Origin of the sequence: Candidatus Ponderosibacter sp. Uisw_141_02 (assembly GCF_048087665.1) — a bacterium.
Taxonomy (GTDB): domain Bacteria; phylum Pseudomonadota; class Alphaproteobacteria; order Puniceispirillales; family Puniceispirillaceae; genus UBA3439.
In genome coordinates, this window is sequence record NZ_CP159807.1 from 23,791 (window position 1) to 47,475 (window position 23,685).

General features: G+C 51.8%; 21 protein-coding genes. 10 read left to right on the forward strand and 11 right to left on the reverse strand.

The annotated features are described in order from the left end of the window. The first annotated feature begins 5 nt into the window (after window positions 1-5). A complete protein-coding gene (locus tag ABXT40_RS00120) occupies window positions 6-356 on the forward strand; it encodes a hypothetical protein (protein WP_443645817.1) in 351 nt (116 codons plus the stop codon). Window positions 357-433: 77 nt separating this feature from the next. Here the strand turns inward: ABXT40_RS00120 and ABXT40_RS00125 are convergent, their stop codons facing one another. The 5 genes from ABXT40_RS00125 to ABXT40_RS00145 form a co-directional block, all read right to left on the reverse strand. After that, the gene (locus tag ABXT40_RS00125) at window positions 434-940 is read right to left on the reverse strand and encodes a c-type cytochrome (protein ID WP_443645818.1); all 507 of its coding nucleotides are present in this window, start codon (window positions 938-940) and stop codon (window positions 434-436) included. Between the two features lie 247 nt (window positions 941-1,187). Continuing rightward, a complete protein-coding gene (locus tag ABXT40_RS00130; RefSeq protein ID WP_443645819.1) occupies window positions 1,188-2,303 on the reverse strand; it encodes a dimethylsulfoniopropionate demethylase in 1,116 nt (371 codons plus the stop codon). 29 nt (window positions 2,304-2,332) lie between these two features. Continuing rightward, complete coding sequence (locus ABXT40_RS00135) at window positions 2,333-2,680, reverse strand: hydroxyisourate hydrolase (RefSeq protein ID WP_443645820.1); 348 nt, start codon at window positions 2,678-2,680, stop codon at window positions 2,333-2,335. A 20-nt stretch (window positions 2,681-2,700) separates the two neighbouring features. After that, a complete protein-coding gene (locus tag ABXT40_RS00140) occupies window positions 2,701-4,443 on the reverse strand; it encodes a thiamine pyrophosphate-binding protein (protein ID WP_443645821.1) in 1,743 nt (580 codons plus the stop codon). Then, window positions 4,440-5,618 carry an alpha-hydroxy acid oxidase gene (locus ABXT40_RS00145; RefSeq protein ID WP_443645822.1) on the reverse strand — a complete coding sequence of 393 codons (1,179 nt, stop codon included), beginning with the start codon at window positions 5,616-5,618 and terminating at the stop codon, window positions 4,440-4,442. Before ABXT40_RS00145 ends, ABXT40_RS00140 begins: the two co-directional genes overlap by 4 nt. 115 nt (window positions 5,619-5,733) lie before the next feature. Between ABXT40_RS00145 and ABXT40_RS00150 the strand changes: the two genes are divergently transcribed. Next, window positions 5,734-6,648: a LysR family transcriptional regulator gene (locus ABXT40_RS00150; RefSeq protein ID WP_443645823.1), complete on the forward strand. Its 915-nt coding sequence runs from the start codon at window positions 5,734-5,736 to the stop codon at window positions 6,646-6,648. Here the strand turns inward: ABXT40_RS00150 and ABXT40_RS00155 are convergent. Together ABXT40_RS00155 and ABXT40_RS00160 are read right to left on the reverse strand one after the other, a co-directional pair. After that, complete coding sequence (locus tag ABXT40_RS00155; RefSeq protein ID WP_443645824.1) at window positions 6,645-8,198, reverse strand: trimethylamine methyltransferase family protein; 1,554 nt, start codon at window positions 8,196-8,198, stop codon at window positions 6,645-6,647. The two genes, ABXT40_RS00150 and ABXT40_RS00155, sit on opposite strands and share 4 nt — an antisense overlap. Beyond that, on the reverse strand, window positions 8,195-8,953 hold the full coding sequence (locus ABXT40_RS00160) for a Type 1 glutamine amidotransferase-like domain-containing protein (RefSeq protein ID WP_443645825.1): 759 nt from the start codon (window positions 8,951-8,953) through the stop codon (window positions 8,195-8,197). Before ABXT40_RS00160 ends, ABXT40_RS00155 begins: the two co-directional genes overlap by 4 nt. 336 nt (window positions 8,954-9,289) lie before the next feature. On the opposite strand from ABXT40_RS00160, the gene ABXT40_RS00165 reads away from it, so the two are divergent. From ABXT40_RS00165 to ABXT40_RS00190, 6 genes are all read left to right on the forward strand, one after another. Further along, window positions 9,290-10,768 (forward strand): ABC transporter substrate-binding protein, encoded by a 1,479-nt coding sequence (locus ABXT40_RS00165; RefSeq protein WP_443645826.1) that lies wholly within the window; start codon window positions 9,290-9,292, stop codon window positions 10,766-10,768. 108 nt (window positions 10,769-10,876) lie between these two features. After that, window positions 10,877-11,836, forward strand: coding sequence for an ABC transporter permease (locus tag ABXT40_RS00170; protein WP_443645827.1), 960 nt, complete (start codon window positions 10,877-10,879; stop codon window positions 11,834-11,836). Next, window positions 11,836-12,720 (forward strand): ABC transporter permease, encoded by an 885-nt coding sequence (locus tag ABXT40_RS00175; protein ID WP_443645828.1) that lies wholly within the window; start codon window positions 11,836-11,838, stop codon window positions 12,718-12,720. The genes ABXT40_RS00170 and ABXT40_RS00175 overlap by 1 nt, the downstream gene beginning before the upstream one ends. 1 nt (window position 12,721) lies before the next feature. Next, a complete protein-coding gene (locus ABXT40_RS00180; protein ID WP_443645829.1) occupies window positions 12,722-14,734 on the forward strand; it encodes an ABC transporter ATP-binding protein in 2,013 nt (670 codons plus the stop codon). Between the two features lie 25 nt (window positions 14,735-14,759). Continuing rightward, the gene (locus tag ABXT40_RS00185) at window positions 14,760-15,485 is read left to right on the forward strand and encodes a transporter substrate-binding domain-containing protein (protein ID WP_443645830.1); all 726 of its coding nucleotides are present in this window, start codon (window positions 14,760-14,762) and stop codon (window positions 15,483-15,485) included. 127 nt (window positions 15,486-15,612) lie between these two features. Continuing rightward, complete coding sequence (locus tag ABXT40_RS00190; protein ID WP_443645831.1) at window positions 15,613-16,863, forward strand: MFS transporter; 1,251 nt, start codon at window positions 15,613-15,615, stop codon at window positions 16,861-16,863. Between the two features lie 103 nt (window positions 16,864-16,966). On the opposite strand, the gene ABXT40_RS00195 is transcribed toward ABXT40_RS00190, so the two are convergent. The 4 genes from ABXT40_RS00195 to hemC all read right to left on the reverse strand — a co-directional run bounded on the left by ABXT40_RS00195 (window position 16,967) and on the right by hemC (window position 21,446). Further along, on the reverse strand, window positions 16,967-18,223 hold the full coding sequence (locus tag ABXT40_RS00195) for a heme biosynthesis protein HemY (protein WP_443645832.1): 1,257 nt from the start codon (window positions 18,221-18,223) through the stop codon (window positions 16,967-16,969). Window positions 18,224-18,250: 27 nt separating this feature from the next. Beyond that, window positions 18,251-19,459: a hypothetical protein gene (locus ABXT40_RS00200; protein ID WP_443645833.1), complete on the reverse strand. Its 1,209-nt coding sequence runs from the start codon at window positions 19,457-19,459 to the stop codon at window positions 18,251-18,253. A gap of 177 nt (window positions 19,460-19,636) precedes the next feature. After that, entirely contained in the window at window positions 19,637-20,410 is a 774-nt protein-coding gene (locus ABXT40_RS00205; protein WP_443645834.1) for a uroporphyrinogen-III synthase, read from the reverse strand. A gap of 100 nt (window positions 20,411-20,510) precedes the next feature. Then, window positions 20,511-21,446 (reverse strand): hydroxymethylbilane synthase, encoded by a 936-nt coding sequence (gene hemC / locus ABXT40_RS00210; RefSeq protein WP_443645835.1) that lies wholly within the window; start codon window positions 21,444-21,446, stop codon window positions 20,511-20,513. A 153-nt stretch (window positions 21,447-21,599) separates the two neighbouring features. On the opposite strand from hemC, the gene tsaD reads away from it, so the two are divergent. Beyond that, window positions 21,600-22,673 carry a tRNA (adenosine(37)-N6)-threonylcarbamoyltransferase complex transferase subunit TsaD gene (gene tsaD / locus ABXT40_RS00215; RefSeq protein WP_443645836.1) on the forward strand — a complete coding sequence of 358 codons (1,074 nt, stop codon included), beginning with the start codon at window positions 21,600-21,602 and terminating at the stop codon, window positions 22,671-22,673. Then, window positions 22,670-23,662, forward strand: a complete 993-nt coding sequence (locus ABXT40_RS00220; RefSeq protein ID WP_443645837.1) for an NAD(P)H-dependent glycerol-3-phosphate dehydrogenase — start codon at window positions 22,670-22,672, stop codon at window positions 23,660-23,662. The genes tsaD and ABXT40_RS00220 overlap by 4 nt, the downstream gene beginning before the upstream one ends. Window positions 23,663-23,685: the final 23 nt, after the last annotated feature.

The window sequence follows — 23,685 nt, forward strand, 5'->3', positions numbered from 1 at the left end:
AATCTATGACAGCCGATGATCATGCATTGCTCGAGGTGATCGAGGCCGATTACCGCTCAAATCATATGTATTGGATTGAATGGAAATTAAACAAGCGGTTTGAACGCTGGTTTCGCAACCGAACCAGCTATGAAATCAAGGATCTGCTTGCTGAACGGCAAATCAATGACCTGCAAATCGAAGTTTTTGCCTATTACAACAAGCTTGATTATGAACCGGTGACAAGATTATCACCGGCGCTTTATGAAAAATGGATCACCAGCATCATCATGGGATGGTTGATGCGGAAATCAGTGTCTTGCTGGTCAAAAATCAAGACGGCAAGCGCTGGCGTACGCGAAGATTTGACAGATTAAGAGCCGCTCTTGCTGTTTTCCATAGCGTTGTTCAGCTTGTGATCATCATGGATTTTATCATGGATTTTATCATGGATTTACCTGACATTGTCTGGCCATGTCGATTTGATGTAAGACAAGGCGGCGATGATTTCTTCGTCTTTTAACATATCATCATAAATCGGCATACTGACCTTATAGTCGCTGCCAATCATCGCGGCAAAGCCATATTTGGTCAGTTTGAAAAGTAACGCATCTGGATGATGCCATGTATGGCCCGATTTATCATGTGGCGGGGCAAGCCGCATGCCATCAACCATCGTATCGCGCCAGCCAGCCTGCCCTTCCAGACTCACCCCATGACAGCTTGCACATTGATCCATATAGATTTTTTGCCCAAGCTTTACATAGACCGGATCATCGGCAATGCTTGGCATTGGCGGCACGTTCAAATACCGAAAAATCCAAACAGATTTGCGGGGATGCTTCGGATGGTTGCCACCGCTTCCAGCTGGAAAATAGGCCGGCGTCTTTTCTGCCCAATCACGAATTTGCGTGGCAAGTAGAACAATCGCTTCAAGATCACCAATCGAACAACCAAGCAAACACCAGCTGGTGTTATAGCTTGCGCGCTTCCATGTATGTTTAGTGTGTCGATTGTGCTGGCCATAAATCTCGCTTACGGCCTCACTCTAGATTTTCCCCCAACGGGAAGGTCAACAGGTTAGATGATGGCTTTGCCAGCTGGCAGAGTTCGTGAATGGCGGCGGCTTTTGGTGCGGCCTTAAAACAGCCATGCTTTCGCGCAAAGACGGCTCGTCACTTAGTCGACAGGGTTGACTACAGCCATGATCAAAACGGTAATTTGGAAACAACGGCATCACGTACCAAGCCATCGGGCGTATGAACAAGCAGGCTGGTGTCATAATCCCAGTGGGTTTTGCGGATCATCGACATGCCAATATTGCAGTTCAAACGCGGCGAATAGATTCCAGATGTAATCTGCCCAACCGGCACGCCATGCAGATCGGTCACTGGAAATGGTTTGCCACATGGCGGTGCCTTATCACCGCCAAAGCGGATCCCGCGAATCGATTGGACCGGCCCTTCAGCGGCAATTTGACGAAGCGCTGCACGGCCAATGTAATTGATTTCATCACCAAGATGACACAAACGCTCAAAGCCGCATTCCAGCGGATTATTTGCAAGGGTGAACTCATTGCCGTAAGACATCAGCCCACCTTCGATACGCTCGATCAGGTTTGGACAGCCGGGCTTGATGTTATAGAGCTGACCAGCATCCCAGATAAGATCCCAAAGGTCAGACCCCATTTCGCCGCCAGCAAGATAAATCTCAAAACCGCCTTGTTTGCTGTAACCTGATCGCGCAATCAGCTGGCGTGTGCCAAGAAGGTCAAACATGGCAAACCCAAAATAAGGCAATAGCTGTATCTGATCACCGACCAGACTAGCCATTAACTGGCCGGCCTTTGGCCCTTGAATGGCAAGCGGTGCGACATCAGCTTCATTGACAATCACATTAAGACCCATGCCCACAGCAAGCCCCTTTGCCCATAGCAGTACATCCGAGTCGGCAATTGACAGCCAAAAGCGGTTTTCAGCCAGTTTCAGCAACACTGGATCATTCACCATGCCTGCATGCTCGTCGATCAGCGGAACATAAAGCCCTTGCCCAACACGCGCTTGGCGAAGGTCGCGCGGCGTCATTAACTGAACCAGATGTGTCGCATCAGGCCCCGAAATTTCCACCTGCCTTTGGCAGGCAACATCCCAAATTTGAACATCTTGGCGAAGATGCCAGTAATCCTCTTCAACCGAGGCTGCAAAGGCTTTTGGCAACAGCATATGATTAACCACACTGAACCCGCGAACGCCATGCTGTTCAACTTTGTCAGTATAAGGAGTGCGCCGGATACGCCGCGACATGTTAAGCCCTGATTCGCTCATCAGTTACGCCTCACTCATTGTTGTAATCATTAAGCTGACCACCAGCATGAATAGCTATTGGGTGCCATGATGATGGGAATATGATAGCTGCTGTCTGGATCAGGCGTGGTAAAGCGCACCACGATTTTGTCGAGAATCTGCGCTCCTGACCTCGGTAAATCTGCTGCCTTGAAATAGGCACCGCTGGCAATCACCATTTCATATGATCGCCCACTGACAGCATCAAAGCCATGCGAAAATCGTCCATGGGCATCACTTTCGGCGGTGAATAGCGTTTCGCGCTGGCCATCATCACCAATCAACATCAGGCTAACCGCAACTGCGCCAGCATGGGTTCCATCGACTGCGTTCAAAAAGTGAGAAGATAAAACCGCCATAATTTGCCTCCTGATCACGGTTATTCGATCGATGCCTTGTCGCGTTTTGATGTTGTTGCTAAAACAATCGGGCTGATAACGCCCTTCACTTTGACATTCACACACGCCGTTTTGCCGCTTACCATGGCACGTTGCACCGCCGGAATAATGTCTTCGCGCCTTGTAACTAATTCACCATGCCCGCCAAGCCCCTCGAACATCGTGTGAAACGGAATATCACGGAAATCGGTGGCATAATGCGTGCCGCTGGCAAATAGCCTTTCCTGTTGCTGCGAAATACAGTCAAGCCCGCCATTATTATCAATAACGACAACGATGGGACGATTTTCTTGGAAAGCAGCCTCAATCGACAAGCCTCCTGACAGAAAGGCACCATCGCCGCTGATCAGCACAACATTGCGGCTTGGATCAACATTTTTTGCCGATACTGCAAACGATACGCCAACCCCCAAAAGGCTAAAGGTGCCCGGGTGCAAAATTCCACCAAGTTTTTTGCCCTGAAATCCGGCAATATTCACCGCAATTTCTGACCAGAAATGCGTGTTGCCACCATCGATCACCAGCCAATCGCCGTCACCCATTGCGCCCTGCACATCAAGGGCTAATTGCAAGGGGTGAATGCGACCCTCAAATGCTGGCTGTGCTGTTTCACTATCAAGATCGGCAAGCATCTTATCAACCCATGCCGCGCGCCATTTTCGGTTCAAATCATACCAATCGCGGGGCAGGCGGAAATCGGGATTCTGCCGATGCGTAACCAAGGTTTCCAGAAACGCCGCCGGATCACATAACAAAGCAAAATCAGCCGCGCGGTTAAACTCTATTTCTTCGTGCGATCCATTGACACATACCAGTTCAGCACTTGACGGAAATAATGGCGGATTGCCAAAATTCATCTGATTATCAAGTCGGCCACCAATCATCAGCACCAGATCAGCGTCACGAAACGCATCGGCGGAAGGATGATATTGATGAATATCGGCTAGCCCCATATAGGCTTCGCATTCTTCGCCAAGTAATTTTTGATGATAGGGGATGTTAAACACCGGAATGCCAAGCAGACGACCAGCTTCCTCAAGCTTTGCCTCGGCTTTGGCCCACCAAACACCATGTCCGCCAATCAGAACCGGCCGTTTGGCATTATTAAGCTTTTGCAGCAGCTGCTGAAGACGAGCTGGTTCTGGCCATGCGCGCGCTGGCTGTTGCATGCCCAGATCAAATGGCCGCTCTTCACGGCCAGCGTCTTCGGCAAAATGGGAAAACATAATATCAACAGGAAGGCTTAGGTGAACCGCCCCGGGATAGCCGTTGGTGGCAATCTTGACGGCGCGGTCAACAAATTCATTGATGCGCTCGCCATCGGTTATGGTGGCGCTATATTTCGTCAGCGGCGCGGCGATTGCAACATCGTCAATTTCTTTAAATCCACCCGCACCTTGACGTTTCAGCGTGCTGGATCCAGTGATAAAAATCACTGGTGAGCGTTCGCCCCAAGCCTCCATCATTGCTGGCACGGCATTCGCAAATCCCTCTGGCCCGACAAGACAAACTGCAGGTTTGCGAGTGATCCGCGTATGGCCATCGGCAAAATGTCCAGCCACCTGTTCATGCGGGCAGTTGATCACCTTCATCTGGCATTCCATAAACCCTTCAAGCGCAGGATTGCAAAACCCGCCTGACAGGGTGAATACATGTTCAACGCCCTTTTCCTGCAAGGCGCGCGCAAGCAATGCGCCGCCCCGTATCTTTTTGGGTGGCGTCATTCGGCAGCCCTTTCCAGCATCGTTCGCAACATTAATGTTTCATAATTTCCGGCTAAATTCGCAGCGCCCAGTTCGGCAATATTTCGGCACCCAAGCAAACCCATCACCGCGCTTGCTTCGGCCTCGATCAAATCCAGAATTTGCCCAAGACCAGCAGCACCGCCTGCTCCAAGACCATACATCACACTGCGACCCAGCATGACGAAATTTGCCCCAGCAGCCAGCGCCTTAATGACATGTTCGCCATTGCGGATACCGCCATCAAAAATCAATGGAAACCCGCCACCAACCGCATTACGGATTTCGACAAGCGAGTCAATTGCCACCGGCGCCGCATTAAGCTGGCGGCCGCCATGGTTCGACACATAGATGGCATCAGCTCCGATTGTCTTTATGCGTAACGCATCCTCAACCGATTGCACTCCTTTGACCACCAGCTTGCCTGGCCAGCGGTCACGCAAAGCGGCAAGAAAATTCCAGTCGGCACCGGCGCGGCTGGCATTCCGCACAAAGGTTGTTTTTTGGCTTGATGTTGCATAGTTCATAGGTTGCGGCATTTGATGCCGGATCGCGTGAAGCGCGGTTTCAAGCGACCATCGGGGATGGCTGACAAAATCCCATATCTGAGATGCGCCCCAGCCCATTGGAAAAGAAAACCCGTTGCGTTTGTCGCGCGTCCGCACTGAAGGGATCGGCACATCAACGGTCAGGATCAGTACTTTATAATTGGCGGCAATGGCGCGGTCGATCAATTCATCAACAAACCCGTTTGATTGATCGGCATAAAGCTGGAACCAGGCGTGACCCTCGGCCAGCTCGATTACCTGTTCAAGTGCCATTGACGATGCTGTTGACACACACAAAGGAATGCGCCGCTTTGCCGCTTCGCGCGCTAAGCTGAAATCAGCCCTTGGCCATGCCAGCGCGCACATACCCATTGGTGCGATCCCGAACGGAAACCCTGTTTCTTGCCCAAGAATAGACGTCGACATTGCGCGTTCGGAAACATCAATCAGAACACGGGGCATCAATCTGATATGATCGATCATCGCCGAATTGAGATCACGCAATGATTCATCGCCCGATGCGCCATCGATAAAATCAAACATCATGCGTGGCAGACGCTGTTTTGCGACTTGCCGTGCTTCAGCTACAGAAAATAGTTTTTTGCCCAATGCCTACCCCAGTCGACGCTATGAATAAACGGTATCAGTCGGCCTAATCATTAGGCAAATATAATTATTGGATGAATTGATAGAAAAAAGGTATGATTAATTAAAAGGGGATAACATGAATTTTCGCCAACTCAAGGCTTTTAACGCTGTAATGCAAACTGGTTCGATTACTGGTGCAGCAAAGCAAATGCTGGTCTCGCAACCAAGTGTCACGCGGCTCATTCGCGACCTTGAGTTAAATCTTGGTTTTGCCCTTTTTGTTCGTCAGGGGCGCGGCATTATTGCGACTGTCGAGGCACGACGCTTTCATTCGGCGGTTGAAAGCACGTTCCTCAATATTGAGCGGCTCGATGATCTGGCAGCCTCAATTCGCAAAAAGGCGGTTGGCAAGATTTCCATCGGTGTTATTCCAACATTTTCGACGTCGCTTTTGCCGCGGGTGCTTGGCCAGATGCGGCGGCAGGATGACACGACCCATTCGATCATATACACGCACAATACACCGGCCATTGTCGACGCGATTCGGCTGCAGCAATTTGACCTTGGCATTGTCTCGCGTTCGCCGCCTTATGTTGGCGTGGATATTCTTTACCAGACCATGGTGAATTATGTCGCCTTAATCCCTGAGGATCATATTTTGGCAAAATCACCAGACCCAATCGATTTAAGGGATGTTGCCGGACAGGTGGAATTTGTGACATTTGGCAGTGTCTATCCACTTGAAATGCAAGGCATGGATGCCAGCCTTGCCGAAAAATTCCAGAGTAATGCGCGCTATAGTGTTGCCAATGTTCTGGCTGGCGCTGCTCTGGTTCGTGAGGCGGGTGTTCCGGCTATTGTTGATCCATTTTCGGCGCGCATGTCGGTGGCGTCAGGCGGCGTTATGATCCGGCCGATTGTGCAGAATATGCAATATCACATTGCAATCATCACTCGCGGTATTGACATGATGAGTAAGGAAACCAGACAATTGGCAGACATTATAATCACAGCTTTCAAAAATGACCCGATTATCAAATCTGCACCTTAGGTTTGATCTCTTGGCGGCAGCAAAATAGGAAGTGTCTTGCGCAATATCATTTCACTTTCGGTATCAATATAGGTCGGGTGATGATCGTCAAGAATCATCTTGACCCGATCATGTGCATGATCGCGAATATCAGGGCTGCCTGCTTCCTCCCATGCTTCTATGCCCAGACGATCAACAGTTTTCGGATATAGAAAATCTGAATGCATCCGCGCATAGGTTTCTGGCTCGCCAAGAAAATGACCAATACCGCACGCCACCCGATCGATCGATTCCAGCGCAATCGTCTCGGGCGATACGGCAACAGGGCCGCTGGCGCGCAGAATGCTTCCCAGCATGTCATTATCAATAACCAGTGCTGCAAGTGACAGTCCCATAAGGCCAGCCTGCGCACCGCAGGCCTGCGTGATGATATTGGCCCCTGCATGAACCGTCTGTGTGACATTCAAACATTTTTCATAGCCGCTTTGCGCGTCGGGGCTTTTGCTATCGGTCGCCCCCGCGATTGTTGATGAGGGAAGTTGGTAAAAGCGTGCCATCTGAATGGCGGCGGCGGTCAGTAAGGCCTGCTCACCACTGCCACCTGCCATACCGCCGGTTCGCAAATCGGTAATCATCGGTCGTGGACCAAAAACGGCGCGCGCCTCCGGATTAACCAACCAGGCAATCACCATTCCAGCAAGAGTTTCGGCAATCGTTTGCGTCACACAGCCGGCAATTGTGACTGGGCTTGAGGCACCAAGCTGGCCAAAACAATTAACCATCACTGGAATGCCGAAGCGCACTGCTTCGACCATCACATCGAGCGTAATTGGATCAAACCGCAATGGTGGCACAACATGGTTAACATTCAGCGACAGGAACGGCTTGTCGCGAAACGCCGTTTCGGATCCGGCAATTTGATAGCAGATGGTCGCAATATCCCTTACCGATTCTGGTGACGAGGCGCTGGTAAAAACATGCTTCGCCGTGCCAGCAAGACAGGCAAAGGCAGTATTCACATCAAGATGACGCGCATCCGGCATGTCGCGAGCAACAACCGGACGGCTGAAGAAATGAACATGGTCAAGTCGGTCAACAAGCCGCGCTGCATCATAAAGATCCACAAGATTGGATTCGCGATATTTGCCAAGCCCTGCATCAAAGATCAATGGCGATGCCCCACCGGTGCCAACATGAACAGCCCCTGGTGACAGCGTCATGTCATTATCACCGGCGCGCCCATAAAGCGTGATATCGCGCCGCAAACCAGCAAGCGCCACCGTCACCAAATCCGGTGAAAATAATAACCGGCCACGCGAATCAAGCTTGCCGCCAGCGGTCACGACAAGATCAACAACGGTTGGTGAAGCTTCGCCAAGGCCGGTATTTGCTAGTAGTGCCAAGGCCGCCTCATGAACCGCGACCATGTCAGCGTCATTTAGCGGGCCGTTGCCTCGCCCAAAACCGATAATACGCTTGCCCTCGAGGCTTTCGAAAGGGTTATCAGCAGCGTTTTTATCCCGCCTGATGCGCCCTGTTCTTGATCGACCCGACCCTTCACCCCGTCTCATATGCCTGCATCCCCATTTGTTGATCCCATTCCAAGCCTGTGACCGCGCATAAGCGGCTGATGGGTGTTTATGTCACCATCTGGTACCAGCAGATAAGCCGATCCGCTGCTGCGGGCGCGCACAATCTCGGCAACAACACCATTTATAATATGCACGCCAATACCATCATCAATGGCGATTCCTGATTGTAGTTGCCGACTGGCAATCGCCATTTCAAAGGCCTGTTTTCGGGCTGGCTCGCTGCTGAAATGCGGGCAGGCACTTCCCGCAATAAGGCCAAGCCCCTTATGCTGTTCAAACTGGGGTTCAAAACAATCATCTTTGGTTTTCAGCAGCAAATCGGAAAACCAGCAAATCCCTCCGGCGCTAACGCCTGATGCGACAAGTCCCTTTTGCACCGCCGCTACCAATAAATCGGCGATACCTGCGTTGCGCCAATGTGACAGCATTGCTGTTGTTGTTCCCCCGCCAACATATAGAATATCGAGATCCTGCAAAAAATCCTGCGCCATCGCCGCATCTGCCGTTATTGGCAAATGCGTTGTTCGCGCACAGCCCGCAAACCGCGCGTAAAAAGCCGCGAGCCGATCCGCCCGATCATTATTGGCGTGTCCGATATAGCCGATTTTCAATTTGGCAACGGGCCCAACCAGTGCAAGCAGGCGATCTTCAAGCAGTGCATCACGACCATCACCATCTTGTGAATGGGTAAAACCTCCGCCGCCAACAACAAATACCTGAATCAGCCCACTCATATCACTATCCAAAATCTGGCCATGATTTCCGTTATCCGGCAGCTTTGGCGTCGCGTTGCGCCTTTCGCTTTGGTTGCCGTTTCGTCTTGCAAACAACATCAGTCTGAGCAGTTTTTTCTGAATAGGCAATGCGAATTAAAAAATATAACCTATACGGTATGCAAATGTATTTATTTGCAAATTATATTTGTTATCAATTATTGGTAATACCATAGTTACGTGCCAATAATTGGGTAAAGCGAGAGTTTGTCGGTCGGCCAATTCTCTGCATAGTCAAGCGCAAGTCACTGATTTATGTAAATTATAAAGGGACTGCATCACGAGGAGGAATTAGCAATGAAAAAATATCTTATTGCAGCAACACTGATGGTGTTAGCTAGTGGCGGTGCAATCGCTGCGCCAAGCGGCACTTTCAAACAGGCCCATGAATATGGGTTTGGTGACAAATCCAGCCTTGATCCGGCATCACGCGGCCGTGTCTTGCAGATTACGGAAAAGCTGATGAGCCGGCTTATTCGCCCAGATATGAAGGGGTCACCAAGCCCGGATCTTGCTGTTTCATGGTCGGCAAATTCACAAGCCACCGAATGGACTTTGAAATTACGCGATGGCGTTAAATTTCATGACGGTAGCGCCTTTGATTCTGGCGACGTAATTTACACATTCAACCGTGTCCTGAACCCGGAAAATAAATCGCCTGCGCGATCCGCCATCAAGATGATCGAAAAGATGGAAGCACCGGACAAATCAACAGTGACCTTTAAACTGTCGACACCATTTGCCGATTTACCACTTCAACTGATGGATTATCGTTTGCGGATTATCCCAGAGGGATCGGGTGACAGCATCGCGGCATCAGGCATTGGCACTGGCCCGTTCAAGCTGTTGAAATTTGACGCTGCTGGCACCACTAAGCTTGAAGCCAATATGGATTACTGGGAAGGTGCGCCGGGCGTTGCAAATATGGAAATCATCGGCATCGGTGATGGTCAGGCACGCTTGCAAGCCTTGCTTGGTGGCCAGATTCATTTTGAAGATAAGGTGACCAATCAGCAAAAGCCTATGTTTGCCAGCAACAATAAATTCAAAATGATGGAAGTGCCGACCGGCAATTGGCGCGGTCTGGTATTCCGTACTGATGTTGCTCCTTTTACCGACATTCGCGTTCGCCAAGCAGTTCGCATGGCGGCTGACCGTGGTGAACTGGTCAAGCTTATACTGGGCGGATCGGCCACAATTGCCTGTGACACGCCGGTAAAGCCTGATGACCAATATCGTGCTGATATTAAATGTCCACAAGATATTGCCGGTGCCAAAAAACTTCTAAGCGAAGCGGGTTTTGCCAATGGTATTGATGTTGATGTCTATGTCGCAACATTGGAACCAACCTGGCCAACCCTTGCCGAGGCCTATCAGCAGCAGGCCGCAAAGGCGGGTATCCGGGTGAATATCAAACAGGTACCATCCGATGGATATTGGAAAGACATATGGATGCAAAAGCCCGTTTCGGCAACACGCTGGAACGAGCGTCCAGCCGATTCAGCCTTGCATGAAATCTATCTTTCAACAGCAAAATGGAACGAATCCTATTATAAGGATGCTGATTTTGATGCCCTTCTAGCCAATGCACGCCGTGAGTTGAATTTTGACAAACGCCGGGCGCTGTATGTTCAGGCACAAGAGCATCTTTACCAAACCGCTGGTACATTAATTCCCTATCATGTGTCCAAGCTGTATGTGATGGGTGCCAATGTTAACGGCATTGATGCGGTGGAAAACCATTCTATCCGTTGGCATAAAGTAACGGTCAAATAATTGGATCCATTCATCTAAAAATGATGGGGCCAGCTTGATGGCGCAACACGCTGTAGAGCTGGCCCTTTTTTATGCGAACCAAACCAACGAGCAAAAGGTGGCTACGCTGTGCTTTTCATGCTGATAAGACGGGTTTTACTTGGTGGCGTGACGGTATGTATTGTTTCTCTCATCATTTTTGCTGGTGTTGAGATGCTTCCGGGCGATGCCTGCACTCAGTTTCTTGGTGAATATCAGGCGGATGAAGAGTTTCTTGCTCAATGCCGCAAGGATCTCGATTTAAACCGGCCGTCGATTGACCGCTTTGCCGAATGGACGCAAGGCGCGATTACTGGTGATCTTGGCCTTGCCGCCGATGGTACAACCAAAATCAGCACGATTGTCGGCGACCGGCTGAAAAATTCCCTCCTTCTGGCTTTTTGCGCCATGGCTGTGGGCATTCCGCTGGCGCTGCTTCTTGGTGTTGTCAGTGGGCTATGGCGTGACCGCCTTCCCGACATCATCGCGTCAACTCTGGCTATTTTTGCCATGACCATTCCCGAATTTGTTTCGGCAACATTACTTATTCTTGTGCTCAGCGTCTGGCTTGGCTGGCTGCCCGGCATTGTCCTGACCTCGGCAGCGGCACCGGCAAGCGAATTCTTTCCTGAAATTTTGCTGCCGGTGATCGTTTTATCCTTTGTGATGTGCGCTCATATTATGCGCATGGTGCGCTCATCAGTTATCGATGTGATGGCCAGCGACTATGTTCAGATGGCAACTTTGAAAGGCGTTCCCTATTGGCAGATGGTGTTTCGGCACGCGCTTCCTAACGCGTTACTGCCGGCGATCAATGTTGTGGCATTGACCATTGCCTGGTTGCTTGGCGGTGTTGTTGTGATCGAAGTCGTTTTCAACTATCCAGGCCTTGGACGGCTGATGATCGATTCAATTTCTGACCGAAACCTGCCGGTTGTTCAGTCAATCGCACTGATCGTTGCCAGCGTCTATGTATGCGTGAATCTTGCAGCGGATCTGTTGACGATGATTGCCAATCCCAAACTCCGTACGATGTATATGAGAAAATAATGACCGTATCTTCTACCAGCCATCAGCAGGAACATGGTCGTTTTATAACGGTCATGAGGGATATTCTGGCACGGCCATCAGGGCGTATTGGCCTGACTTTGGTGTTTTTTCATATTCTGCTCGCACTGCTAAGCCCCTCGATTGCGCCATATGATTTCAAATTACAGAATTCGAGCCTGATGTTAAGCCCGCCGTCCAGCGAACATTGGCTTGGCGCTGATCATCTGGGGCGGGATATTTTGTCACGCACTTTGATGGGTGGGCGCGAGGCCTTGCTTGTGACCGGCATTGCAACACCGCTTGCCGTGATCTGGGGCGGGTTTATTGGCATTTTATTTGGGCTTGTCGGTGGCCGTGTTGATGAAGTGCTGATGCGGATCGTCGATGCGTTCCTGTCATTGCCGTGGATTCTCAAAATGCTGGTATTGATTGTCACCTTCGGCACCGGTATTGGCGTGCTGATCCCAACCTTGACGTTCTTTTATGGGATTCCGGTGATACGCGTTGCCCGCGCCGCAACACATGACATCATCGCGCGCGATTTTGTTTGGGCGGCAAAGGCGCGAGGCCATAGCCGGATCAGCATTATCTGGCGCGAACTTCTACCCAATGTTCTTGATACATTGATGGTTGAAGGTGCTATGCGTTGGTCATGGATGTTACTGGCATTTTCCTCACTTTCCTTTCTTGGTTTTGGCGTGTCGCCGCCAACCCCTGATTGGGGATTGATGATTTCGGATGCGCGCGGCTTTATGTCCTTTGCCCCATGGGGCGTGATCGCACCGGTCATTGGCCTGTCATCACTGATTATTGGCATTAACCTGTCTGCCGATGCCTTGGCCAAGGCGCTTGGTATTGACCGCGCTCAAAAGGCACCTATGTAAAATGCCACAAAGTCCGTTCATTAATATAAAGAATCTCTCAGTTGGCTATACCAGCCGAAGCGGTAAAACCATTCCGGTTCTGCGTGATGTAAATCTAAGCATTACCAGAGGTGATAGCATCGGGCTGGTTGGGGAAAGCGGATCGGGAAAAAGCACCTTGGCGCTGGCCGCAATGGGGTATTTCAAACGCGGGCTTCATGTGATTTCAGGACAGGTTCAGTTTGACGGGATCGACATGCTGAATATCGAGCGCAATGCCCTGCAACGCCTACGTGGCGGGCGGCTTGCGCTGATCCCGCAAAATTCAGGCCAGTCCTTGACCCCGAATTTGCGGATTGGACAGCAGATCACTGAAGCCTTGCGCCTGCATAGCGATCTTCCGGCAACCCGCTTTGACGCGGGTGTGATTGATCTTTTGAGTCAGGTTCGCCTTCCCGATCCGATTGGGCTTACCGATCGCTATCCGCATGAATTGTCGGGCGGCCAGCAACAACGGGTGGCCATTGCAATGGCGCTTGCTAGCGACCCCGAAGCGTTGCTGCTCGACGAGCCAACCACCGGTCTTGATGTCACCACGCAAGCCCATATTATGGAGCTGCTTCGTGATTTGGCGAAAGACCGAAATCTTGCGATGCTGTATGTCAGCCATGATCTTGGTGCAATCGCCCGCGTCTGCAACAAAGTCATGGTGATGTATGCTGGCGAAACCGTTCTGACCGGTAGCGCAAAGCAGGTGCTTTTATCGCCGCGTCACCCTTATGCACATGGTCTGCTGGCATCAATACCACGGTTGAATGAAGCCAGCCTGCCACAGGCACTGGACGGGCGGCCACCAATGCCAAGCGAAACCATTACGGGTTGCGCTTTTGTCGATCGGTGCAAGCTGGCTGATCAAACCTGCCATTCGTCACCGCCGCCACTGAACCATCTTGAAACTGGCGAGGCCGTTCGCTGTTTTCACCATGACCAGATTGGCCAGCTCAATCGAAAGCCTGAAAAATCAGCAAGGTCAAACCCCGTTGTCGCGGATAAGGATACTGCGCTTTCACTTGCCAATCTGGCGGTTAGCTACAGCCGGCCCGGGCTTTTGTCAAAGCTGTTTACACCGCAAGATACCCCGCCAAGCACCGTAGACAGGATTACGATTGACATAAAAAAGGGCGAAACATTGGGGCTAGTTGGCGAGAGCGGCAGCGGCAAGTCAACCATCTTGAAAACCATTGCCGGAATGGTGCCAGCTCAATCGGGCAACATCATTTTGAACCAAACCGAACCATTGGATACAATGGTCGAAAAACGGCCAGCAGCCTATCTTCGTCAAGTGCAAATCATCTTCCAGAATCCTGATGATAGTCTTAATCCGCGTCATACGGTTGCCCAGATTCTGGCGCAGCCGCTGCGTCTTTATTACGGGCTTTCCGGCACGCCCCTTCGCGACCGTAGCATCGCCATCCTCGAACAGGTTCGGCTTGGCGAACATTATCTCGAACGGCTTCCAAGCCAGCTTTCGGGTGGTGAAAAGCAACGTGTCGCAATCGCCCGCGCTTTTGCCGCAGACCCAGAGATCATTCTTTGTGATGAAGTGACATCGGCACTTGATGTATCGGTACAGGCGGCCGTGCTTGATCTTCTTGATGTGTTGAAACGGCAAGACGGAACAACCTATATTTTCGTGTCACATGACCTTGCTGTGGTGAAGGCAATTTCAGATCGGGTGGCTGTTTTATATCAGGGTCGCATTTGTGAAATTGGCCCTGTTGCCGCGGTTTATTCGGCGCCTTTCCACCCCTATACCGATGCGCTTCTTGGTGCGGTGCTGGAACCTGATCCGGATGTTGCGCCACGTCTGACGGCTGATGATGCGGTTGAATTATCACCACCAAAAACGGGCTGCCCGTTCCAGCGACGATGCCCACGCAAGCTTGGTAGCATCTGCGAAAACAATATACCCACTGCACAGGAAATCGCACCAGGGCATATCATCCATTGCCATATTCCGCAGGTTGATCTGTAATTCCGCCGCTAATGAGGCTTATCAAATGACCCAGAATCTTCTCGCTTTATTGGCACCAACAGGCAGGCTTCGGGTTGGCATAAATATGGCTAATTTCCTGCTGGTAACAGGCCAGCGCCCCGATGGTACACCAGATGGGGTTTCGCCTGATCTTGCCCGCCAGATTGCCCATAAACTCGATGTGCCTTGTGACTTCATCTGTTTTGAAAATCCTGGCCAATTGGCTGATTGCGTGAATGACAATATTTGGGATATTGGCAATATTGCTGTCGAACCTGCCCGTGCGAAACATATTGCCTTCACGCGGCCCTATGTTCAGATTGATGCCAATTTCATGATTCACAAGAATGATCCCTATCGCACGAATGCCGATATCGATCAGCGCGGCATTTTCATCGCCGCCTATGGACGCAGTGCCTATGATCTGTGGCTGACAAGCAATTTTGCAAATGCCGGCATGATCCGAACACCGACAATTGCGGCTTCGCATGAATTATTCAAATCTGGCCGCGCGAATGTTCTGGCGAGCCTGAAGTCAAAATTATTGGACGAGATTGCCACAGACAGCAACTACCGGATCATTGAACCACCTTTCACCAGTGTTTTGCAAGCCTGCGGCGTCGCCAAGACCAAACAAACAGCCGTTGGGTTTCTAAATAATGTTATTGGCGAGTTGATTGCGAACGGCGGTCTTCAAAACTCACTTGATCAACATCATGTTGCCGCCGAATTAACGTTACCACCGCGATAGGCGGTCTGATCATTGCCTAGCCCCATAACCATCTCTTGCCACGCATCAAAATGTAAATAGGCTTTTTTGAAATGCATTTCGGGGGCACAATAATGGCGTCATTATCAGCAGATTGGCAATCGCCGCAATGCAGCTTTTGATTTCTCTTTCAGCTTTGCTTTTATCCGTCATGCTTGTGCAGATGGGTATAGGCGCGCTTCGTCCGTTCGACAGCATCTCGGGTGCGGCGCTTGGCTTTACCAGCGTTGATATTGGGCTAATTGCCTCGGGGCACTTTGCCGGATTCCTATGTGGCTGCTTGCTTGGTCCAAAGCTGGTTTATCGTGCCGGACATTCACGTGCTTTTGCAATTCTTGCTGCTGTTGGCGTGATATCTATCATTGCTCATACGATTAAGGCCGATCCATATTTTTGGACATTTGCGCGAATTCTTGGCGGTTTTGCGGTTGCCGGATGTTACACCGTTATCGAAAGCTGGCTTCAAGCCAAAGCCACCAACCAAATCCGCGCACGAGTCTTTTCAATTTACCGGATTGCCGATTTTGTCGGACAGATTTTTGCGAATAGTCTGATCGGCGTGCTGACACCGGCAAGCTATATATCCTATAATATCCTTGCCATGATCATGTGTCTTGCGCTCATCCCGCTGGCGGTAACCCTAAGCAAAGAGCCAAGCCTTCCAACGACCCAGAAATTTCGTCCATACTTGGCCTATCAAATATCACCTCTTGCCACTCTTGGCGTGGTAATTGCCGGTATCTCAACATCGGCCTTTGGATCAATCGCACCGCTCTATGTTGCCGATCTGGGCATGTCGAATTTAGAGATTTCCTATTTTTTGACGGCGGCAGTTATTGGCGGTGTTATTGTTCACCCGCCAGCTGGCTTTCTGGCCGACCGTTTTGACCGCCGCTCGGTATTGATGTTTTTCAGCATCCTTTCGACGGTTGTCTGTTTGGCGATTGGCAGTGATCTTGTCGGTCTCGCCGCGCAAGGGCATAGCGTATCGTTATTGCTTGCTCTATCATTTGGCATTAGCACCTTTCCGATTTATTCAATATCGGCTGCACATGCGAATGATTTTGCCGACCCTGATGATGTTTTGGACCTCAGCGCATCTTTGATTTTCTTTTATGCGCTTGGTGCCATCATTTCACCGATCATCGCAGGCTATATTATTGGCAGATTCGGAACATCATATTTGTTCATTTATATTTCCGTTGCGCATATTTTGTTGATGAGCTTTACCATTTGGCGCGCCATTGCACGGCCGGTATCCAGCAATGACAAGCCCTATGCCTATTACCCAAGAACAACCATGTTTATCGCAAATATTATTCGTGGACGTAACGCTTCGGATAAACGCGACAAACCATAGCGCATTATTTATTGCGTTTGACGCAACATCAGCAAATCAGTTCCGCGATGAAATCTTGTCGATAGCCACGCCAATGGGGGCGGTGGCATAGGGCTTAACGGGGCTATGAATCATGCGTGATAAGCGGGCTTGTTCCGGCTGGCCGCTGCCAAACCAAAGTGGCAAATTCATCACAAGCGGGGCAAAATGCCTGCCAATCATCATGCCTGCTTTTGCAAGATGCGCAGTGCCAAAGTGACTGGGTATCTTCTTCACCGCCATCAAGATCGCGCGCCGCGCTGAATAATCGTTCAGCCTCACCGTCAAGCCCCGCATCGCGTGCCTGTTTGGCAACCAGAAAATATGCCGCTTTCTGTTGGCTTGACTCAATCTGTGCCAACAGCTTGCTCAGCTTTGCGATAAATTGGCCATCATTGCTTTTCCATGCCGTCTTTAGCCTTGTTGCAATGCTGTCATGGGGGTGAATTTTGAACGCTGTTTCCAGAATTTTCGCCGCGCGCCCATGCGCTTTGTCATCAAGATAATGATCGGCAAGCATGGTGACGGCTGGCAGGAATCCCGGGTCAATCTTTAACGCTGTCAAAAGTTCTTTTTCGGCTGATTTGCGATCATCTTCTTGCAATTCACCGGCTTTTAAAAAATGCAGCGCGCAAGCTTGACGCGTAATAAGCGCCAATTGATCAGGTGCTGTTTTTGATTTGGTTTTTTTCTGCTGGCGCGCCATCACGTCCAACGCCGGAAGCGCCGCGTCCCAATCCTTGCGGCCGGTCTCCAGCTTGAAAAGATGATCAGCCGCCAGCACCGAATTTGGCTTGAGCGCCAGCGCAGCTTTTGCCGATTGGCGGGCCTTGACCGGATCATGGTCATCAAGCGCCAACCGCATTAACCCGATATGACCAAGAAAAGCTGTTTCGCGATCATCCAAAATTGACGTGAAATAACGCCGCGCTGCTTGATGATCACCGGCAAGATGCGCTGCTTGCGCCACCAAAAGGCCGGTGAGTTTTGGTTCTTTTAACAAACGCTCGGCGCGGCTGGCATGTTTGCGCGCCTCGGCCGGTTCGCCTGCCGATACCGCCATTAACCCCAATGTCAACGCACGGTGGCCAGCATCGTCACGGCGTTGACGAAGCCGTCCGCCAAGCCAGCGCGGCATCGCGCGGATGGCGCGCAAGAGCCGATCAAAAAACACCAGAATAAGCGCAAAGATAACAATCAGCGCAACCGCCAGACTTGTTGGCAATTCCATGCGCCAGCCAAGCCATTCGATTTGCACCGCCCCGGGCTGGCTGGCAAGCCAGCTTGCCGCAGCGGCGGCGGCAATGACGGTCGAAAACAGAATCAGAAGCTTTTTAAACATGATCTAAATGCAATCCAGCTCTTGGCATTATTGAACATCAATGGCAGTGGCAAGATAGTCTGTCACCAGCCCATTGACCGCCTTATCAAGTGTCTGGCGCGCCTTGGCGGCAGACAACCACGCATCAAGCGATGGCAGATCAGACCCCGACCATTGCCCCGCGGCATTGATCGCGCTGCCAAGATCTTTAAGCGCAAGCGCCGTTTCAAAATCACCAAGCGCAGCGGCATTGCCACCAGCGCCGTCGCCAATTGCCCGAAGCTGGACAAGCTGGCCAAGCTTGGCACCGGTTTTTTCCAAAAATCCGGCATTATCGGCAGCATGATTTAACGCGGCGGTCATTTGCGGCACCAAATCATAGGCCATTTGCAGCAATTGATGCGGGCTGTCCGGCATCGGATTTGCCGCGTTTTGCAATGGCGCAAGGCCGGTTATGTTGGCACCGCGATCGGCAAGCCCTTGTAGCAATGACAACCAGCGCTCAAGTGGCTGGCCAGCCAGATTATCAGCAAGAAGGCCACTGACAACCAAAAGGCCTGTTGGCGCGGTCATTTGCGGGCTGGTGCTGGCAGGTTGCGTGCCGGCCGCCGGCTGGCTATCGGCATTATCGCTGGCATCTTCACCCGCTTTTACTGGCAGGGCTTGGTTGGCCAATGCTGCCTCAAGCGCGGCAAAGCGTTGATCCATGTCATTACGAATGGCGGCAATATCGGCTTTGGCATCACTGCCGAAATCATTATTTTGGCTGTTATCGGCGGCTGGTGGTGGCGTGGCCATCTGGTCTTGCAGGCCAGCAAGTGCCGATTGCTGGCTTTGCCGGTCGGCGGCAAGCTGGCTTTCAAGCGCGGTAAGCCGGTCAGCAAGATCTGAACTACTTTCCTCTGAACTACTAGGCCCCGAATTATTAGGCTCCAAATTTGTAATATTCGCCGATTCCATTGCATCACTGTTGCTAACTGGCATAAGGGCGACGATATCGGCTGTGTTTTGGCGTTGCTGCCAAATGGCAAAACCGGCAAGACCAACGGCCAAAATCGACAAGGCCAAGGCCGCAAATGTGATTAAAGAACCAGCGTTAGATGAGTGGCCACTGGAGAAGCCACTCGGCGGCGGTGCGGTCTGGTTATGTTTTGATGCGCTGGCATGTGGCGGCGCTGTTTGATCTACGGATTTTTCAACCGCATCCCCGTCAATCGTATCGCCCGTTTTGGCGGATGGTCGCTTTGATTTTGCCATAATGCTTTTTGCCGAACCTTATTTGCTCTTTGCCTGCCGCGATTGGATACAGTCTCTAGTAGAGCCTATCCCAGCAAATCATATCCACCCAGATCATATCCCAGCAAATCATATCATAGCCGCATGACAAGATACCAGCGTCACCGCATATGGCCGATGCAAAATCTGCAGGCTGGCTTATGCCAGATCAAATCGCCGATGCCGCAGAACTGCGATCGCTAGAAGCCGGCTTCGGCGCGGATGGCGTGCTACATAGACATGGTCCCACCCATCACCTGCCGCCGCAGCAATCGCGTCACTGCTAGCGATTAGGTCAATCTTGTTTCGGGCAGACCCCAGCCCAGAAGCGTCCATATTTTCCCGCAAAATCTGGATCGATCTTGGCGACATCCCAATCACCGCGGAAATGCAATTTTTTGCCAATGCCGCACGAACTGGCGGCACAAGATCGGCATTGGCCGTCATCTGATAGGCTGGTAAACGTTGAACCGCAATATCATGGCGGCGCATGGCTGCGGTCATATCAAAACTAATTTCACGCGCACTTGGCCATAATAAATTGGCCTTTTGTGGATTTGCACGATTGGCATCTGTCACGGCTTGCCGGATTGGTTCAACCAAGCCTGCGCCGCCGCCACTGCCGATGATGATGTTTTTAAATCCGGCCTGTTTTGCTGCGGCGGCTGTTGCTGATCCAACAACAAAGGCTGGTTTTGAAATCCATGTGGTGGCGTCGGCCGTCTTGGCAACCGCATCGACCGCATGGCGGCTGGTAAAAATAATGCCGGTAAAATCTGCCGGATTGCCAAGATCATGCGCCAATGAAGGAGGCAAAACCGGCGCGCCGCTCATCACCGGACTGGCAATCGCTGGCACGCCATAGCGGTTTAGCCAGCCAACATCACGATCAGCATCAGGTTGCGGCCGGATAATCAGGGTGAATTTTGCCATTATCATCCCTTTTGCGCCATTGAGGTTAAGGCCGATAATTTAAAACCAGCCAGAATCAATCCAACCAGAATCAATCCGACCAGAATTAATCTAGCGGGAATTAAACCAAAAAGTCGCGGCCACCAGCAAGGCCAATTAATTCAGCGCCCAATTCAGCGCCCAATCTTTCAGCTTGATCAGCAGGTGCGCGCATTTGCTTTCGATGCGCCGCGCTGCCATCAGGGCGCAAAATCATGCCATCAAGCGTGACATGGCCGGTTGCATCTAAAACTGCGCTTGCCGAAATGGGCGTTTGACATGATCCATCAAGAAAGCTCAAAAGTGCGCGTTCGGCAGTCACTTCAACAAGCGCAGTTGGACAGGTCAAAGTCGAAACAAGATTTTTGACCGCAACGGCGCGCGGTGTATCGGCGGCGGCGATCTGAATGGCAAGTGCGCCTTGTGCCACCGCCGATGGCATGATCTCGGCGTCAATCGGCGCATAGGCAATATCAACCCCAAGCCGTTTAATGCCAGCAACGGCAAGAATAAGGGCGTCATAATCACCCGCCGCCAGCAAACCAAGCCGCCGGTTCAAATTGCCACGGATCAGATTGATTTGAAGATCAGGCCGGTAATAAAGCAGGATTGCGGCGCGGCGTACCGAGGCGGTGCCGATGCGCGCGCCTTTTGGCAAATCATCAAGGCTTTGATAGGGCCCGACAAGCGCATCACGGCGATCCTCGCGCACCATGACCGCCCCGATTTCGGTGCCGGCGGCAAAATGCGTTTCCATATCTTTCATCGAATGAACAGCAGCGTCGGACTCGCCAGCCAGAATTGACCGTTCAAGTTCCTTGATAAACAGCCCTTTGCCGCCAGCCTCAACAAGCGAGCGATCGAGAATCCGGTCGCCTTCACTTGTTACTGGACGCACCGTTACGGCGGCCGGCTGAAGCGCGGTGCAAACCATTTCAGCCTGCACCATCGCCAGCTGCGACGCACGGCTTGCCAACCGCACTGGATTAGCATCAAAAAACGAGACATCAACTTTCATAGCACGCCATGTCTAAAGGGCTGGCTCGCAAATGCAAAGCCAAAAAACCAGCTTTTCAGAAAAACCGGCATGTTTGGCTGTTTTGTTGACAGGACTGGCATCTCAATCCGGCTTCGGATAAGGTGGGGCAAGTTTTTTAGAGGAATATCATTCATGGCGCAAAGCCCCGTAATTATGCTTGGCATTGAAAGCAGTTGCGACGAAACCGCAGCGGCGATTGTTGCGGCTGATAAAACCATTTACGCCAATGAAATTGCGTCACAAATCGAAACCCATGCCAAACATGGCGGTGTTGTTCCCGAAGTTGCCGCACGGGCGCATCTCGAAATGATTGATCAGGTGATTCGTGACGCGCTTGCCGCGGCCGGCTTGACGATGGGTGATATCGACGCTGTTGCGGCAACCGGTGGACCCGGCTTAATTGGCGGGGTTGCGGTTGGTACGGTCACCGCCAAGGCCATTGCCGCTGCACGACAGATTCCCTATTTTGCGGTCAACCATCTTGAAGGCCATGCGCTTAGTCCGCGGCTTGCCGATGATGTGGCTTTTCCCTATTTGCTGCTTTTGGTTTCAGGCGGCCATACCCAGCTATTAGCTGTCGCGGGGCCGGGTGATTATCGCCGCTATGGCACAACCATGGATGATGCCGCTGGTGAGGCTTTTGATAAATGCGCCAAGGCAATGGGGCTTGGCTATCCGGGTGGGCCGGCGATTGAAGCGGCAGCAAAATCGGGTGATGCCAAAGCAATCGCGCTGCCACGCCCGCTAAAAGGCAGTGCCGGATGCCATTTTTCCTTTTCCGGTTTGAAAACGGCTCTGGTCAATCGGCTAAGCCAGCTTGGCGGGCCTGAGGCGGCACCGATTGCCGATCTTGCTGCCAGTTTGCAAGCGGCGATTGCTGATTGTCTTGCCGATCGTACCAAGGCGGCATTAACCCGCTTTCGCGCGGAATTTCCGGATGATGATGCTAATCAGCCAGCGCTTGTCATTGCTGGGGGTGTTGCTGCCAATCAGCATATTTTTGCGGTTTTGCAGCGGGTTGCAGCCGATGCCAATTTTCGCCTCTCGGTGCCGCCAGCAAAATTATGTACCGATAATGCGGCGATGATTGCTTGGGCCGCGCTTGAGCGGTTTGACCGGCCTGATGATCTAGCTTTTGTGCCGCGCCCCAGATGGCCGCTTGATCCTGAGGCAAGCCCGCCACCCGGTCGGGGGGTGCGCCAATGACCCGCGCAATTGTGGCTCGTGCTGTTGTGATTGGTGCAGGCAGTTGGGGGGCGGCTATCGCCACCGCGCTGAATCGCGCTGGCCAGCAAACAATGGTTTTGGCGCGGCGTCAGGAAAGTGTTGATGCGCTGGCAATGGGTCATTGTTTGCAATTGCCTGATTCGCCGCCAGCAGCGCCCATCGCCGCAACGCTTGATCCGGCCTGCCTTGATGGTGCCGAGCTGATTTTTGTTGCGGTTCCGGTGGTGGCCAATCAAGCCAGTTTTATGATGATTGCCGAGCGTCAGAAAAATCGTCCGCTAGCGGTGGTTAGCCTCTGTGCAAAAGGCATTGGCAAGGCTGATGATGGCAGTGCCATGCTGCTTACCGACCTTGCATCACGATTGCTGCCAGACCTTCCATTGGCGGTGTTTTCCGGGCCAAGCTTTGCCGATGAGGTGTTTGCCGGATTGCCAGCTGCATTGGTTGCAGCGAGCGATGATCTGGCAACCGCCAACCGCATTCAAGATGCTTTTGAAGGTAGTAATTTGCGGCTCTACAGCAATGATGATCCGGTTGGTGTTGCGCTTGCCGGTGCCATGAAAAACGTCATTGCGATTGCCGCAGGCTGCGCCGTTGGTGCCGGATTTGGCGATAATGCCAAGGCCGCTATTCTGACACGCGGGCTTGCTGAAATCGCCCGATTTGCCAGCCTGATGGGTGCCAAGCCGGATACGATTTTCGGGCTTGCTGGTGTTGGCGATCTGGCCTTGACTTGCGCCGGGCCACATTCGCGCAATATGGCATTTGGCATGGCGCTTGGGCGCGGCGAAGCACCGCCGGCTAAGCTTGCCGAAGGAAGCCGTACTGTTGCCCAGCTTGCTGCATTGGCAAAAGCCAAAGGGGTAGATTTGCCGATCACAAATGCGGTGGACAATCTGGTTAATCATGGCCAGAATTTACATGCGGTTGTGGCAAGCCTGCTTGCCCGCCGTGCCGGCGCCGAATAGGCGTGATGATCCGATCATTAGCA

Coding starts and splice junctions, on each gene's coding strand:
- ABXT40_RS00190 (WP_443645831.1), top strand. CDS start 15,613: ATGCAGCTTTTGATTTCTCTTTCAGCTTTGCTTTTATCCGTCATGCTT.
- ABXT40_RS00185 (WP_443645830.1), top strand. CDS start 14,760: ATGACCCAGAATCTTCTCGCTTTATTGGCACCAACAGGCAGGCTTCGG.
- ABXT40_RS00195 (WP_443645832.1), bottom strand. CDS start 18,223: ATGTTTAAAAAGCTTCTGATTCTGTTTTCGACCGTCATTGCCGCCGCC.
- ABXT40_RS00150 (WP_443645823.1), top strand. CDS start 5,734: ATGAATTTTCGCCAACTCAAGGCTTTTAACGCTGTAATGCAAACTGGT.
- hemC (WP_443645835.1), bottom strand. CDS start 21,446: ATGAAAGTTGATGTCTCGTTTTTTGATGCTAATCCAGTGCGGTTGGCA.
- ABXT40_RS00180 (WP_443645829.1), top strand. CDS start 12,722: ATGCCACAAAGTCCGTTCATTAATATAAAGAATCTCTCAGTTGGCTAT.
- ABXT40_RS00165 (WP_443645826.1), top strand. CDS start 9,290: ATGAAAAAATATCTTATTGCAGCAACACTGATGGTGTTAGCTAGTGGC.
- ABXT40_RS00155 (WP_443645824.1), bottom strand. CDS start 8,198: ATGAGACGGGGTGAAGGGTCGGGTCGATCAAGAACAGGGCGCATCAGG.
- ABXT40_RS00175 (WP_443645828.1), top strand. CDS start 11,836: ATGACCGTATCTTCTACCAGCCATCAGCAGGAACATGGTCGTTTTATA.
- ABXT40_RS00220 (WP_443645837.1), top strand. CDS start 22,670: ATGACCCGCGCAATTGTGGCTCGTGCTGTTGTGATTGGTGCAGGCAGT.
- tsaD (WP_443645836.1), top strand. CDS start 21,600: ATGGCGCAAAGCCCCGTAATTATGCTTGGCATTGAAAGCAGTTGCGAC.
- ABXT40_RS00205 (WP_443645834.1), bottom strand. CDS start 20,410: ATGGCAAAATTCACCCTGATTATCCGGCCGCAACCTGATGCTGATCGT.
- ABXT40_RS00200 (WP_443645833.1), bottom strand. CDS start 19,459: ATGGCAAAATCAAAGCGACCATCCGCCAAAACGGGCGATACGATTGAC.
- ABXT40_RS00130 (WP_443645819.1), bottom strand. CDS start 2,303: ATGAGCGAATCAGGGCTTAACATGTCGCGGCGTATCCGGCGCACTCCT.
- ABXT40_RS00160 (WP_443645825.1), bottom strand. CDS start 8,953: ATGAGTGGGCTGATTCAGGTATTTGTTGTTGGCGGCGGAGGTTTTACC.
- ABXT40_RS00140 (WP_443645821.1), bottom strand. CDS start 4,443: ATGACGCCACCCAAAAAGATACGGGGCGGCGCATTGCTTGCGCGCGCC.
- ABXT40_RS00135 (WP_443645820.1), bottom strand. CDS start 2,680: ATGGCGGTTTTATCTTCTCACTTTTTGAACGCAGTCGATGGAACCCAT.
- ABXT40_RS00120 (WP_443645817.1), top strand. CDS start 6: ATGACAGCCGATGATCATGCATTGCTCGAGGTGATCGAGGCCGATTAC.